The organism is Actinocrispum wychmicini, from assembly GCF_004345645.1.
Lineage (GTDB): Bacteria > Actinomycetota > Actinomycetes > Mycobacteriales > Pseudonocardiaceae > Kibdelosporangium > Kibdelosporangium wychmicini.
Genome location: NZ_SLWS01000009.1, coordinates 177032 through 191215 on the forward strand (window position 1 = coordinate 177032; position 14184 = coordinate 191215).

Here is a 14184-nt window from a genome sequence, read left to right on the forward strand (position 1 = left end):
CCGACTCACCCGCCACCTCTTGCGCGTGCCCGCGCCCCAGACCGGTGCTTCGTTCTGTCTCCCGGCCGACCTGGGCGCAGCCCAACCACAGGTGTCAAGAGGCTAAAAGCGGAGAGCAACCCCGAGCGGGAACCGGCCTCTTGACGCCTGTGGTTGCCTTTGGCAGGTCGGGCGGGAGACAGGACGCAGTCCCTTCCCCTGTCTCCTGGTCGATCAGCCCGCCCGGCGAGCGCATTCTGTTCCTACCTGGGCCGCACAAAGCCGAGGTCGTACGCGGCGACGGCAGCCTGTACCCGGTTGCGGACTCCCAGTTTGCCCAGTAACGCGGCCACGTGGTCCTTCACCGTGGCGGGGCTCAGTCCGAGCACGCCGGCTATCTCCACATTAGACAGTCCACTTGCGACGTGAGTGAGCACGTCGATCTCGCGCGGGGTGAGGCCGGGTGGGCGCGCGGCGCGGCGGTCGATCAGCAGCCTTGTGACGCCGGGGTCGATCATCGCGTCGCCGCGGGCCACTGCCCGGACCGCGTCGATGATCCGGGTGGGTGGGGCGTCCTTCAGGAGGAATCCTTCGGCGCCGGCTCGCAGCGCGGCGAACACGTGGTCGTCCTGGCCGAAGGTGGTCAGCACGATGACTTTGGTCGCGGGAGCCGCCGCGGTGATGTGGGCGGTTGCCGCGAGGCCGTCGGTTCCGGGCATCCGGATGTCCACAATGGCCACTGTGGGCCGCAGCGCCAGGACCGCTTCCACCGCCGCACGGCCGTCCGCTGCCTGACCGGCCACTTCGATGTCCGGTTCGGCGTCCAGGATCGCGGAGATGCCGACGCGGACAACCGGTTCGTCGTCGGCGACGAGCACCGTGATCACCGGGCGGGGTCGGGCAGCCATACCCGTATCGTGCCATCCCGGTCGTCGGTGACCCGGCCGCCGATGGCGTCCACCATGCCACGCAACCGCCGGTCGGGGCGCGTCGGCGCTGAGACGGCCAGTTCGATGCCGGAACCCAGGTGCGCCACGGTGATCACCGATCCGTCCGTCACCAGCGTCTCGGCCGCCTGGTACGCCGACACTTCGACGACGGACGACACCGCGCGGGGCTCGCCAATCTGGCGATGGGCCGCCTGGCGACGCCGCGCCAGCACCGGGATCCCGGCCAGTGTCGGCGGGATGTCGTCGGACGCCGGATCGTCCCGCAGGTCCATCAGCAGCCGCCGGAGCGCGACCAGCCCGGCACGTGCCCTGACCCGCGCCAATGCGAGCTTTCCCGCGTCGGCGGCCTGGACCACGGCCTCGGCGTGCCGCCGCGCGGACCGGTGGAGCCCAGCCGACACCCGTTGGTGCTCCGCGCGGGCCGCGTCGGCCGTACTGCGGTCCAAGGCCGCGCGTGAGCACGCTGCCGCCGCCTGTCGCCGTCGCCGAACGGCACCGACCCACAACCCGATCGCCCACACCGCGAACGTCGGGCCCGCCACCATGACCGCCAACACCCCGGCCGCCCCAACCCGGTCACCGACAATCCCACGCCCACTCGCCAGCACGGCCCCACCGATGACCGCCACAGCCGCCGGAGCGTGCCAACCCGCCCGCGCCACCCCTGCCGTGTACACCAGCACCAACTCCACCCACCACAGCACCAGAAACGCGTCATTGGCCGGCGCCCAAGTCCACTCCAACGAGTCGAACCCCAGCCACAGAAGGAAAGCGACCAACGCGAGCGCCAGACTCCGGCCGGGCGCACGGCGCCGAGACACCAGCGACACCGCATGTAGGCCGAGCACAAGCAGCAAGGACGCGGCGGGCACGATCGAGGCGAACGAATCGGGCGCCTCGTCGGACATCAGGGAGAACCCGATGGACGTGGCCACCGCCAGCGCCGGAGCCACACCATCGAGCGGCACACCCCGATCTCGAGGTGGGGAAGGCCCGGACACGGGAAGGCAGGCGCGCACGGCCCAGCCGGAGCCTTCCGGCCCGGCGGTGAACGTGCCACCGACAGCGGCCACCGCCGCCCGCAGCCCGGCAAGCCCCCAACCGGAACCGAGCCTCAACCCGACCGACGAACCCGACCCACCGCCGGAACCGCCACCCAGCTCGACCGGACAACCACCACCGTCCACCACCGTCGAACCGCCATCCACCTCGGCCCGACAACCACCACCGTCCACCACCGCCACCGTGACCTCGTCATGGTTACCGTCGATCCGGACCTGGATCCTGGCGCCGGAGGCGTACCGGGTGGCGTTCGTCAACGCCTCCCGAACCACCCGGTACACCGTCGCCACAACCTCCGCCGGCGCGGTGCCGACCTCCCGCCGGTAGTCGACGCCTGGGAACTCCGACACCAGAAAGTCCACCTCGGCCAGGGTGTCAGGGAGTGGGCCGGCGGTGGTGAGACGGTCCAGTTCGGCGACGGCGATCCGGCCCGCGGTCAAGGCTTGCTGGGCGGCTTGAGCGGCCATTGTGGGGTCGGCGAGGTGGACCGCCGCGCCGGTCGACACCACGATCGAGGTCAGTCGGTGCGCCGCGACATCGTGTAGCTCGGCGGCGAGTCGGTTACGCGCCGTGTCAGCGGCCAGCTTCAGCACGGCCTGACGTGGGATCGCGGCTGATCGGATGGCCCGTCGACGTCTACGCCACCGACCGGCCGACCACACCAAGGCCACGGCACCCGCCGCCACCAATCCCCCACCGACGGCGGCACGGGCAGTCACGCCGTAAACGACGGCCATGCCGACACCGCCGAGCAGCGCCAGAGCGACCGCGATGAGGACTGGACGCGCGGTGCAACGTAAAGCCGCGACGTAAACCGCGACGGCCGGAAGCAACGCCCATGCCCAAGTCATTCGCTTCGGATCGCGCGGCCCGCGTCGGCGTGCGGGTCGACGCGGCCCTGGTCGACGACGAACCGGCCGCCCACCATGAGGTACTGGACACCGGTTGACGTGGCCAGGGTTCGGTAGTCGCCGCGTTCGGCGATGGTGTCCGGGTCGAACACGACGATGTCCGCGTCCGTTCCGGGCTGGACACGACCCTTCGCGCGCATCGCGGGGACGGCTGCCTCCAAGAACTGCGCCGGCAGGAGGGTGCAGCGGCGGATCGCCTCGGGCAGGGACAGCACCCCGAGTTCACGGACGAGCCAGCCCATCGTGCGGGCGTAGCAGCCGGTGCTGCGGGGGTGGGTCATCGCCTGCTCCGGTGGCGGCCATTCGTCGGTCATCGAGCCGCCAGGCAGCAGAGCCGGGACGGAGTCGGACGCGATCGCGGTGTCCGGCAGCAGCACCGACCGCAGCAACACCGACCGGTCGGCTTCGACCTGTTCGTCCGCCCACCGCACGATCACCAGTCCGCCCGGGTCGGTGGCGCGGAGCTCGGTCAGGCGCCGCTCGTCCCGGATCCACTCCCCTGTGGCGATGTAGTACAGGCTGTCCGGCGTGATGCCCAGCCGGCCGAGCTTGCCCGGGTCAAGGAACGCCGCGCCCACCACGGTCATCGCGGACGCGTAGGGATACACCTCGGTGGTCACCCGGTGGCCCTCGCGCTGGGCCTTCGCCACGGCGACCGCGATCTCGTCGATCATCCGGTTGGACGTGCTGTTGATGTGGCACAGGTGCATGTGCGCGCCGGTGCCGGCCGCCGCGTCGATCACCTCCATCGCGCCGTCCAGCGAACTGTCCGGTTCCTGGACGGACGCGAACCGCGCGTGCGTGAACGTCGGCACGCCAAGGTGGGCGGCGCGGGCCGCGAGCGCCCGGTACTCGCCCGCGCCGGTCCTGGGCGCGTACCCGACGAGCACGCCGATCCCGATCCCGCCCGCCGCGACCTCGGCCTCCACCGCGTCCAGGACCCGGTCGACATCCCGGTCAGCAGCCGGCAACGACCAGTTCGGCCGGTCCTGGTACTCGGTGAACGTCCGGAACGGCTCCCCGGCCGGGACGTCGTCGAACAGGCGCATCCTGGTCAGCAGCCACGACGCCGAGAACCCGAAGTTGATCGGCCTGCCCGCCGCGGAAGCCCTGGCCAGAGTGCCCGCCACCGAGGCCGAACCCATTTCCAGGTCCAACGCGGTGGTGACGCCGTCCAGGGCCTGCATCAGCAAGCCCGCCCTGGACTGCGCGTGGCTGTGCAGGTCGATGAACCCGGGCGCCAGCACCAGCCCTGTCGCGTCCACGGTCCGCGCGGCGGTGATCGGTCCCGGCCCGACCTCAGTGATCGTGCCGCCGGTGATACCGACGTCACGCACCGCGTCCAGTCCCGTCTCCGGGTCGATCACCCGCGCCCCGGTGAACACCACGTCACAGGGCTCCCGACGGCGACGCTGTGCCGTCATTGCGACCTCCGTTTCACGTCCGGTCGACAGTCCCCTACTGGCCGGCCGCAGGCATGTGACGTTTGCCGGAGATCCCCGCGGCCGTTCTCGACGCCTGTCGATGCCGTCGGGCGACTCTAGGTGGTTACGGTCGGTCAACGTCCAGGAGGTGCTCATGGTCCCGCCGTATCCGCCCACCCGTACGGTCGACGCGTACGAGGACATCGCCGGTGTGCGGCTGCCGGACCCGTACCGGTGGTTGGAGGAGGAGACCGACGAGGTCACGCACTGGCAACGTCAGCAGGCGCGACTGGCCGAAGATCACGTCAAGGAATGGCCGCACTACGACACTTTGCGGGAACTTGTTCACCGGTATTCAGTAGACCGTTTCCCCAACATGCCCCGCTACGCGGGCGGCCGGTGGTTTCGCGCCGACACCCCCGTCAAGGGGCGCGCGCCCCGGGTCGTCGTCGCCGACGAGCCGTTCGGCGCGGGCGAGGTCGTGGTGGATCTCGCCGACCTGCATACAGTCGACACCTACCTGTCGTGGCAGTCGCCCGCCCCGGACGGCCGGACCCTGGCGATCGGGATCTGCACCGACGGCAGCGAACAGAACACCATCCGGCTGATCGATGTAGACAGTCGACAACACCACGACCACGTGCCCGAACAGGTGTTGTACGACTCCTGGACCGGTGGCGTCGCATGGCTGCCGGACTCCAGCGGGTTCTACTTCTACGCGCTCACCGGCCCGGTCCGCGAACTGGACCTGGCGGTGTTCCGGCACGACCTGGACAAGGAGCCGCCGACCGCGCCCGAGCCGATCCCGGTGCCGGCGGGCGGGCCGGACTACACGGCGATCCAGGTATCCCGGGACGGCCGGTGGATCGTGGCGGTACACGGCCTGGCCACACCGTCCCCGGTCGCGGTGTTGGACACGCACGATCCGGCGCCGGAGTGGCGTCCGTTCGTCACCGACGTGTCCGGCACCGTCGCGGGCCACGTGTTCGGCGACACCTACATCGCACTGACCGATGTGGACGCTCCGCGTGGCCGAATAGTGGCTATTCCCTTGGATTCCGCCGACGCGAACGACACCTCGGCGTGGGTCGACCTCGTGGCCGCGTCGGACGCGGTGCTTCGGTCGATCACGGCCATCGGCGACGTGCTGTACGTGACCGAGTTCGTCGACACGTACGCGAAGGTCAGGATCGTGGACCGGACCGGCGCGGACCTGGGTACGGTGGCGTTGCCCGGGTCGGGCGCGCTGTACGAGCTGCCTTTCGCGTTGATGAGTGTGCTGTCTCCGCCGCACCCGGACGAGTTCCTGTTCGGCTTCTCCACCCTGGCGTCGTCGTGGGCGATCTACCGGCATCGGTTGGCCGACAACGAAGTCGAGCTGCTGCGCCCGGCCGAGGTCACAGTCCCAGGCGCGATCGTGGAGGACTACTTCGCCACCTCACCGGACGGGACGGCCATTCCATACCATATCCTTCGTCTTAAGTCTACCGTATACAGTATGCCACATCCGACGCTTCTCTACGCCTACGGCGGCTTCAACGTGCCCTGGCTGCCGATGTTCCCCGGCGCGATGGCGTCCTTCGCGGCCGCCGGCGGGCTTTTCGTGCACGCGCATCTGCGGGGCGGCGCTGAGTACGGCAAGGACTGGTGGGACGCGGGCCGGATGGCCAACAAGGAGAACTGCTACGCCGACCTGTATGCAGTCGCCGAAGACCTGATCACCCGTGGGGTGACCACCACGGACCTGCTTGGTGTCACCGGCGGCTCCAACGGCGGCCTGATGGCCGGCGTCGCGATCACCCAGCGGCCCGACCTCTGGCGGGTCGGCGTGCCGCGCGTGCCGTTCCTCGACGTGCTCGGCGCGCTGCGCGACCCGTACGGCGAAGGCGTCGTGACGATGGAGTTCGGCGACCCCACCGACGCGGACGAGGTACGGCGGCTGTCCCGGTTCTCGCCGTACCACCTCGTCCGCGACGGCACCGAATACCCAGCGGTGTACGTCGATGCGGGCGCGACCGACCCGAGGTGCCCACCGTGGCACGCCCGCAAGTGGGCCGCACGGATGCAGGCGGCGCAGGCGGGCGACGCGCCGGTCCTGATCAGGATCTGGGACGACGTCGGGCACGGCTGGGCGACCCCGGCGCTGACCATGGTCACCGAGTACACCGAGTGGCTCGCGTTCGTCATGCTGCACCTCGGCCTCATTCCTAGCGCAGGTTGACCAGCCGCGCGACCTTGAGGCCCAGGTGCAGCACCAACCGGTCGTCGCCGTTGGCCAGGTCGATCTCGGCGACGGTCTCGATCCGCCGCAGCCGGTAGTACAGGCTCGCGCGGTGCAGGCACAGCTGCGCGGCGGTCTGCTTGACGTCGCCCGCGTTGTCCAGGAACGCCTCCAGCGTCGCCACCAGGGCGTCGTTGCCGTCGTTCGACAGGGCGAGCAGGCGGCGTAACCCGGGATGCAGGCCCTGCTCCAGGCTCTGCGGCGGCAAATCCGCGAGCAGGCCGTACACACCCAGTTCGGAGCTGCAGACCACGGAGCCGAGAACGCGGGTGACCCGCGCGACGGCGGCGGCCTTGCACGCCTCGCGGTACGAGTCGTGGACGTCCGCGAGCACCCCACGCGGCTCGCCGATGCCGACCTGGCACTCCGTGGGGATGTACCCGCCTTCCGCGAGCACCCGCCGGTGGATAGCGCTGCCGAGGGTGATCAGGTCACGGACGGCGGACCGGCCCGGGTCGGCCACCACCAGCAGCCCGTGGTCGGGCCGTTGCAACTGGATCGCCTGCCGCGCGGGCAGCCTGCGCCGCCCATGGTCGAGCCCGACCGCGACCGCGAGTCTGTCCTTGTCCCCCACCGGCCGCTCATCGTGCGGCTCGACGGTCACCACCAGCGCGATCGCCGGTCCGGCGACGATCAAATCCTCCTCGACCAGCCGCGCCGCCGCGTCCACCCGTAACGCCTCGTCACCGGCCAGCAGGTCACGGACCAGCTCGCGCTCCCGGCCGCGAGCCAACTCACCGAGCAGGTACTCGCGCTGCAGGATCACCGCCGCGCTGGTCGCCGCCTGCCGCACAGTCTCGGCGTGCTCACTGGTGACCGGGCCGTCCGACAGCATCAGCCACAGGAACCCGAGCAACGCGTCCTCGTGCCGGATCGGCATCACCACCCGGCTGACGGACATCCCCAGCTCGGGCTGGGCGGGGAGGGTGAACAGGTCCCGGGACTCGCGGATCCCCAGTCCGTAGATGTAGTCCACGACCTCGCGCGGCACGGACCGGCGCATGATCGAGCCGATCCGGACGTCGTCGACGTCGCCGGAGTGCGCGTTGTACGCGAGCAGCCGGATGGCCGGGTCGTCGATGGCGACCGACCGGTTCAGCCTGCTCCCCAGGCTGTCGACGAGCCGCTGCAGTTCAGAGGCCATGGACCCGACAGTAGACCGATGGTTACGCGGGTCCGAAGTGGTCGCGGAACAGTCGAAGCACGTTCCCGCCGAGAACCGCGCGGATGTCGTCCTCGGCCCACCCTCTGGCCACGAGCCGTTCCGTGACCAGCGGCAGGCCCGCGGGCCCCTCAAGGCCCTCCAGATACGTCAGGGACGTTCCGAGCAACCGGACCGGGGCGTGTTCGCACCAGGCCGGCTGGGTCTCGGCGAGGACCTGCTTGACGAAGTCGGGGCCCAGGCCGACGGCCCGGACGCCGGCCAGCGCGACGATGTGCTCGATGTGGTCGACCACGTGGTCGAGCGTGGCTCCGTCGGCCGCGAGGAAGGGGGCGAAGAAGTTCACACAGACCACGCCGCCGGTGCCGGCGATGCCCAGGATGTGCTCGTCCGTCAGGTTGCGGTGGTGGTCCCGGAGGGCCCGGGCGGACGAGTGGGTGGCGATCAGCGGGCGGGTGGCGATGTTGAGCACGTGCGACACCCCGGCGGCCCCGAGGTGGCTCACGTCGAAGAGGACACCGAGCTCTTCGAGCAGCGCGACCGCCTCCACCCCCACGGACGTGAGGGAGCTGCCTGTCGCGTCCTCGCCGCTGCCGTCGGCGAGCGCGGTACGCCCGAAATGCGCGATGGATACAATACGCACGCCGAGTGTATGCAATATCCGGAACAGCTCGATGTCCTCCCCCACGCCGGGCGCGCTCTCCAGCGCCAACACGAGGGCGATCCGGCCGACGGACAGGGCCTCGTCGATGTCCGTGGCGGTCAGGCAGAGGGTCACGTCGTCGGCGTTGTCCGCGGTGATCTGCCGGGCGCATTCGATCATGCGGATGGTCTGCCGAAGGGCGCCTTCGGGCTGGAACGTCTCGTCGATGAACACCGGCAGCACCTGGAGGGTCACCCCGCCGGCCCGCAGTTGCGGCAGCCACTCCCGGCGGAAGTAGTCGCTCCACTCGGTCGTGGGACGCGCCACAACGGCGCACAACAGGTCATTGTGGGCATCCGCCACGACCGCGGTACTGTGCAGGTCCCGCCAGCTCATCGACATGCCCGCCATCATCCCGTGGCGGACGGGCGACCCACCTTGGCGGAACCGACAAACAAACCCCGCGACCATGGGTTCGATCGGCCAAACGCCCGCTGGGCCGGACGGCGTAACGGCCGGGTGATAATCCGGGCATGGTTATGTCCGAAATGGACCGGCGCGGCGTCGAGCAGTGGTTCCGCCGCCGGGGACTTCCCGCTGTGGTCCGGGGACTGGAGAAGAATCTCCTGGTCCGGATCGTGCCGGCGGTGGTCTGGCTCGCTTTGTTCGACGTGTTGTACGACGTGCTGTCCGCTATCGACGGAGACGATGCCTTCGAGACACGGCTGGAAAGCGAAGCTTTCGAGGTGATTTACACCGTGACGTTGGTCGCATCGATAGGTGCACCGGTCCTCGGCGCCTGGCTGGCGGCGCGATGGGCCCGTGACCGCGTCCTACACGACCGTGGATCCGTGTCCGCCATCGTCGTCATCGCCACCTACGTGCTGGTCCTGCCCGTTGCCGATCACATGGCGGACGGCTCGGCGGTGTTGCCCACCGTCGTGGAGTACCTGGCCTTCGCGGTGGTCCTTCTTGGACTGACCGCGGTCGGGATGGGATCGATCTTCGGGTGGGCGCTTCGGGCCGCGCTGCGCCAGCTGCGGGCGGTCGGGGCGATGACCAGCCGGGCCATGCCGCTGCTGCTCCTGGTGACCACGTTCGGGTTCTTCACCACCGAGATCTGGCAGATCGCCGGCCTGGTGTCCCGCGGCCGGATGTGGCTGGTGATCAGTTTCTTCGCCGTCCTGGGTGGACTGTTCCTGGGTTCGGTGTTCGTCTCGGAACTGCGGACCCTCACGGCCGCGGCCCACTGGCCGGAACGTGTCAGCGCCCTGCCCGAGCAGCCGTTCCGCGCGCTCATGACCGGCGCCGAGCCGGCGGACACCGCACCTGCGCTCACCCGGCTGGAACGCGCGAACATGGTCCTCATCCTGCTGCTCACCCAGATGTTGCAGGCCCTGGTGTTCGGGGTGCTGGTCTTCGCGGTGTTCGCGATCCTCGGTCGCCTGGCCGTGCCCCACGACGCCATCAAGTCGTGGGTGGGCCACGATCCCACTCCCGGAACGCTGTTCAACATCCAGGTTCCGGCACCGAACGAACTCGTCCAGGTGTGCATGTTCATCGCCGGGTTCTCGGCGCTGTACTTCGTCGCCACCATCGTCACCGACGCCGCGCACCGCAAGACGTACTTCGAACCCGTGCTCGAACACCTCGAAGTGAGCCTCGCGGGACGCGCGCTCTACCTGTCCCGCTTCGGAAAGCAGGAGTGACTCAGGTGTGGCAGTGGCCACCGGAAGGCAGGTCGAGAGCGGGGTTCCGGTCGCTGAACCCGTACGGCCGCAGCATGAAGCCGGCCCGGTCGACCGGCATCACCGGCCAGTCCTCGGGTCGCGGCACGTGGGTCAGGCCGAAGACGTGCCACAGCACCACATCGGTGTCGGTGAGGTCACGGTCGGCGGCTGTCCACGCGGGCAGGCCCGCACCGCCGGAATGCGCGTTCGGCCGGTCACCTGCGGGGTACCGTTCGTCCGCCCGGTACGGAGTCGCCCACAGGTGCTTGGTGGCGAAGGTGGCCCGCGCGTGCACGGACGACTCGGGCTGGGCCATCAGGGTCGCGGACGGCCGCGGCACGAGTTGGTACGCCGTCGGTATCCCCAGCCGGTTGGTCCGGTCCGCGCTGCGGATCTCCCACACCCGGGCCTTGGCCGGGTCCGCCAGTCGAATGGCTTCGCTTTCCTTACTCAGCAAGGTGTTCTGCCACGTGAAGGCGTTGCCGTGCGGGTTGTCCGGACCGGTCGGCACGCCCACGACGTCGACCTCGTGCACGGAGTTGCGCTCGCCGTCGATCGCCACATCCAGGCGCGCGCAGAACAAGTGCTGGTGCACGGGTGCGAACAGGCCCGGCGCGATCTCGGTGGCGTGTGGCTGCTGCTCGCCGGGGATCCCGCCGCCGGCGAACACCACCCCGGTCGCTTTCGCTTCCAGCTCTATGGTTCCGTCGAGGTAGAGGTACCAGTAGAAGCCGTAGTCGTAGTTGCCGACGGTGACGATCGACGAGATCACCAGCCGGCGCGAGCGGCGGACCTCGGGGTGCCCGGCCAGGTCGGTGTGCTTCCAGAAGATGCCGTGGTCCTCCTCGTGCAGGCAGATCGCCTGCGGGATCTCCACCGGCCGCCCGTGGTCGTCGGCGAGGAACGCGGGGAAGTAGTGGATCACACCGAGACAGTCGCAGCCCAGCCGCAGGTTGTTGGCGTTCTTGCCGAGCAGGTACTCACCGGCGTCGAAGTAGCTGATCCAGAAGCGGCCCGGCGCGATGTCGCCGTAGGGCACCACCATCTCCGGCACGGACGCCCGGTACAGCACCGACCGGTCCTGGAAGCTCACCTCGTGCAGGGTCAGGCCTTCCCGGGCGTTGAAGCCGACCCGCAGCCGCCAGCCCTCCCACACGACCTCGGCGCCGTTGACGGTGAAGCTCGGCCCCTCGGGCTGGGTGATCTCGATCGGTTTGAGCGTGGTGCGGGCCGGGACGTCCCAGTAACGGCCGTGTTCGGCGGGGACGGGCACGTCGCCTTCGTCCTCGATCCGCAGCACCCGCCGCTCGGTGAGGTCGATGTGCACGATCAGGCCCTCGACCGGACGCGCCCACGGGCTGTCGTGCTCGTCGTCACGCAGGAAGGTGAGCGAACGGATCACCCGGCCGTGTTCGTCGTCCCTCGGGAAGTAGCCAGGGGCCAAGGGTGCGCAGAACGCGTGCTCGATCCGGTCGGTGAGGCCGCGCCTGGCCATCGCGGCCTGCCAGCCCTCGGACGCCTTGGTGATCTGCTGGGCGAGGTCGTATTCCTCGAACATGAACGCGGGCTGCCCCTCGCCCAGTTCCTCCCACGACACCAGCTCGCGCTTGGTGACCGACACGACCGCGTCGCCCGCGCGTCCGGTGGCGGTGTCCAGCAGCGTGAACCGGATCCGCCGGTCGACGGCGACCGCGGATTTGGCCGGTTCCTCGGGCAGCACCGCCGGGAAGCGGGTCGTCTCGCCCACCAAGCCCTCCGCGACCAGCACGTCACGTCCAGCGACCAGTTCGGCGGCGGTGAGCGGGTCAAGCGGATGTGCGTCCATGCCGTCAAGTATCAGCCAAGGATCGGCCGGGCAAAACGCCCGACGGGCGGACATGCGGCTGCTGTCAAGAAAGATGCGCTGTTGACCAACCGTTCGGTCACTCGAACATGGCTTCGAACGCGTAGTTCTCGAAGGTGAGGTCGAGACGGTCGAGAACACGGCGGTAAGCGGCGGTAGCGGCGACGTCGAGGTCGACGACCTCCCGCCGCTGCTGCTCGGCGTCAACGGCGATCCGAAGCAACGCCTCCACATCCGGGTCGCCAGACGACGGCGTCGGCAGCAGCTCGTCGGGGACGAGCCGACGGATCGTGTCCAGGTCGGCGTCGATCTGCGGGCCGCGCCGCAGCGCGACGAACTGAGGCATGAGCTCGGCCACGTTGCAAGCACGCCACGGTGGCGCCTCCTGGACCCGGTCGGCGAGGGTGTCGGCCAGTCGGGTCGCCGCGTCCGTCTCGGATTCCAGACCCTCCAGAAACTCACCCGCCGCGACACACGGAACGAGCAGCCATTCGGCGGTGTCGATATCGGGCAGGCTCGCCGGGTCGACCGCCGGCCAGGTCCGCCACACCTCGGTGGGGCCGTCGGCGTCGGGCTCGGCGAGTTCGCTCACGTGCCGGGCCGCCCAGGCCGTCGGGTGCCGGACGGTCAACCGGCTGCTGCCGCCCACCAGGTCACTCAGCTCACGCAGCCGGCCGGCCAGCCAGCCGGCGAAGTCGCGTTCGTGGGTCAGGGCCTGGGCCAGGGCGTCGACGGCTTGGCGGTCATAGACGGCACTGCGACGAGGTCGGGACGCCCCGCCGAGATCGGGGTGGGACGGCACGTCAGGCGCGAACGCCCGGCCGGTGGCGGGCTCACTCGCGGTGAACCAGATGCACGACTCCTCGAACCATTCGCGTGCCTCCGCGACCGGATCCTCGGACGACACCTCCTCGACGCGCCCGGACTCGCCCACCAGGAAGACCGACCGCCGCACCGGTTCATCCGAGTCGTTGTCGGCGATCATCACCGGCGCGTACACGCACCAGCCGCCTTCGAAACGATCCGCCGTCAACTCCTGGACGGGATAGTCCAGGCCCCGGGATCGGACCCACTCCACCACGAGCGAGATCGCCTGCGCCGCGTCCATTCGCCCACCCTCCCACACCCTGCGCGGGCCGGTCCGGCGCAGGGTGTGGGTGTCGGTTCAGAAGACCACGCGGGTCGCGCTGGAGCGGCGGGCCGGGCGGGAGTCACGCAGGTTGCGGGTGATGTTGAGGCGTTTGAGCCACCGGTCGGTGCCGTCGTAGCGGGCTTTGAACGGGTTCCTGCCGTGCACGGCCTTGTAGTTGTCGATGAAGCAGCAGTCGCCGGGTTCGAGGACCAGGGGTTCCAGGGTCGCGTCGATCGCTTTGCTCAACCTGTCCAGTGCCTGCCGGGCCGGCCCGTCGATCTGGTCGATGTCCATGAAGTACGGGTCGAGGCACAGGTACGGTGACTCGCGGTCGCCGGACAGGATCGGCCGTTTGCGCGGGTTGGCGTTCATGTCGGCGATTCGCTGGTAGGCGGCGTCCAGCAGCCGGGCGGTCCCGTCGTCCAGCCGTTCCGACCCGCGGTTCTTCGGCAGGTGCGACTCGTCCGGGCGGATGTAGTAGTTCGCCTCGAACAGGGTGTCCAGGTCCTGCTCGTCCCAGGGGATCCGCTCGGCGCTGGCCACTGTGGTCTCGACCCGGTCCGGGTTGCGCAGGCACATCAGCGCCACATAGTCGCCCTTGAACGGGTGGAACGCGTCCTCGGTGTGCCACCAGATCAGCTGTTGGCTGCCGGACGCGATCTGCTCGCGTTCGTGCTCCTTGATCGGGATCACGTCGTGCACCAGATGGCCGTCCTGCTGGGTGGCCCAGCCGAAGACGTCGCCCAGCAACGATCCGCAGAGCATGAAGAACATCTCTTCGGGTAACGTCGGTGACGGCGTGTCCTGGTTCTTCCAGTGCCGCGGTGTCGGCCCGATCCCGTCCTGGTCCACCGGGTAGCCGGCGATCAGGCACGCGCCGTCCGGTTCGGACAGTCTGAAATCGTTGAAGAACATCCGGATCCGGCGCGGCAGTTCCTGCGCCGCGACCGGCAGGTCACGCAGGAACTCCGGGTCCTCAACCGAATGGTATGCCCCGCTGAGATCGCCCAGCAGACGTTGGACAATGCCGATCTCCGACCCTGACATCGTCAGCTCGTGCATTGCGC

The 14184-nt window shown here is 69.6% G+C and carries 10 protein-coding genes; 2 read left to right on the forward strand and 8 right to left on the reverse strand.

What is annotated here, in order from left to right:
* Positions 1-242: 242 nt before the first annotated feature.
* From EV192_RS36405 to EV192_RS36415, 3 genes are read right to left on the reverse strand one after another with little or no spacing between them, the layout of a single operon-like run.
* On the reverse strand, positions 243-887 hold the full coding sequence (locus tag EV192_RS36405; protein WP_132123173.1) for a response regulator: 645 nt from the start codon (positions 885-887) through the stop codon (positions 243-245).
* Entirely contained in the window at positions 863-2842 is a 1980-nt protein-coding gene (locus EV192_RS36410; RefSeq protein ID WP_132123174.1) for a sensor histidine kinase, read from the reverse strand. Before EV192_RS36410 ends, EV192_RS36405 begins: the two co-directional genes overlap by 25 nt.
* Positions 2839-4326: an amidohydrolase family protein gene (locus tag EV192_RS36415; protein ID WP_165960822.1), complete on the reverse strand. Its 1488-nt coding sequence runs from the start codon at positions 4324-4326 to the stop codon at positions 2839-2841. Before EV192_RS36415 ends, EV192_RS36410 begins: the two co-directional genes overlap by 4 nt.
* A 154-nt stretch (positions 4327-4480) precedes the next feature.
* Here EV192_RS36415 and EV192_RS36420 point away from each other — a divergent pair, with 154 nt between their 5' ends.
* A complete protein-coding gene (locus tag EV192_RS36420; protein ID WP_132123176.1) occupies positions 4481-6547 on the forward strand; it encodes a prolyl oligopeptidase family serine peptidase in 2067 nt (688 codons plus the stop codon).
* Here EV192_RS36420 and EV192_RS36425 read toward each other — a convergent pair.
* On the reverse strand, positions 6534-7751 hold the full coding sequence (locus EV192_RS36425) for a PucR family transcriptional regulator (RefSeq protein WP_132123177.1): 1218 nt from the start codon (positions 7749-7751) through the stop codon (positions 6534-6536). The genes EV192_RS36420 and EV192_RS36425 overlap by 14 nt on opposite strands.
* Before the next feature lie 22 nt (positions 7752-7773).
* Complete coding sequence (locus EV192_RS36430) at positions 7774-8814, reverse strand: dipeptidase (protein ID WP_207926441.1); 1041 nt, start codon at positions 8812-8814, stop codon at positions 7774-7776.
* Between the two features lie 131 nt (positions 8815-8945).
* Between EV192_RS36430 and EV192_RS36435 the strand changes: the two genes are divergently transcribed.
* Entirely contained in the window at positions 8946-10121 is a 1176-nt protein-coding gene (locus EV192_RS36435; RefSeq protein WP_132123178.1) for a hypothetical protein, read from the forward strand.
* A gap of 1 nt (position 10122) precedes the next feature.
* On the opposite strand, the gene EV192_RS36440 is transcribed toward EV192_RS36435, so the two are convergent.
* From EV192_RS36440 to gntD, 3 genes are all read right to left on the reverse strand, one after another.
* Positions 10123-11967 (reverse strand): primary-amine oxidase, encoded by a 1845-nt coding sequence (locus tag EV192_RS36440; protein ID WP_132123179.1) that lies wholly within the window; start codon positions 11965-11967, stop codon positions 10123-10125.
* Between the two features lie 97 nt (positions 11968-12064).
* Complete coding sequence (locus tag EV192_RS36445) at positions 12065-13093, reverse strand: hypothetical protein (protein WP_132123180.1); 1029 nt, start codon at positions 13091-13093, stop codon at positions 12065-12067.
* Between the two features lie 57 nt (positions 13094-13150).
* A complete protein-coding gene (gene gntD / locus EV192_RS36450; RefSeq protein WP_132123181.1) occupies positions 13151-14179 on the reverse strand; it encodes a guanitoxin biosynthesis L-enduracididine beta-hydroxylase GntD in 1029 nt (342 codons plus the stop codon).
* Positions 14180-14184 lie beyond the last annotated feature (5 nt).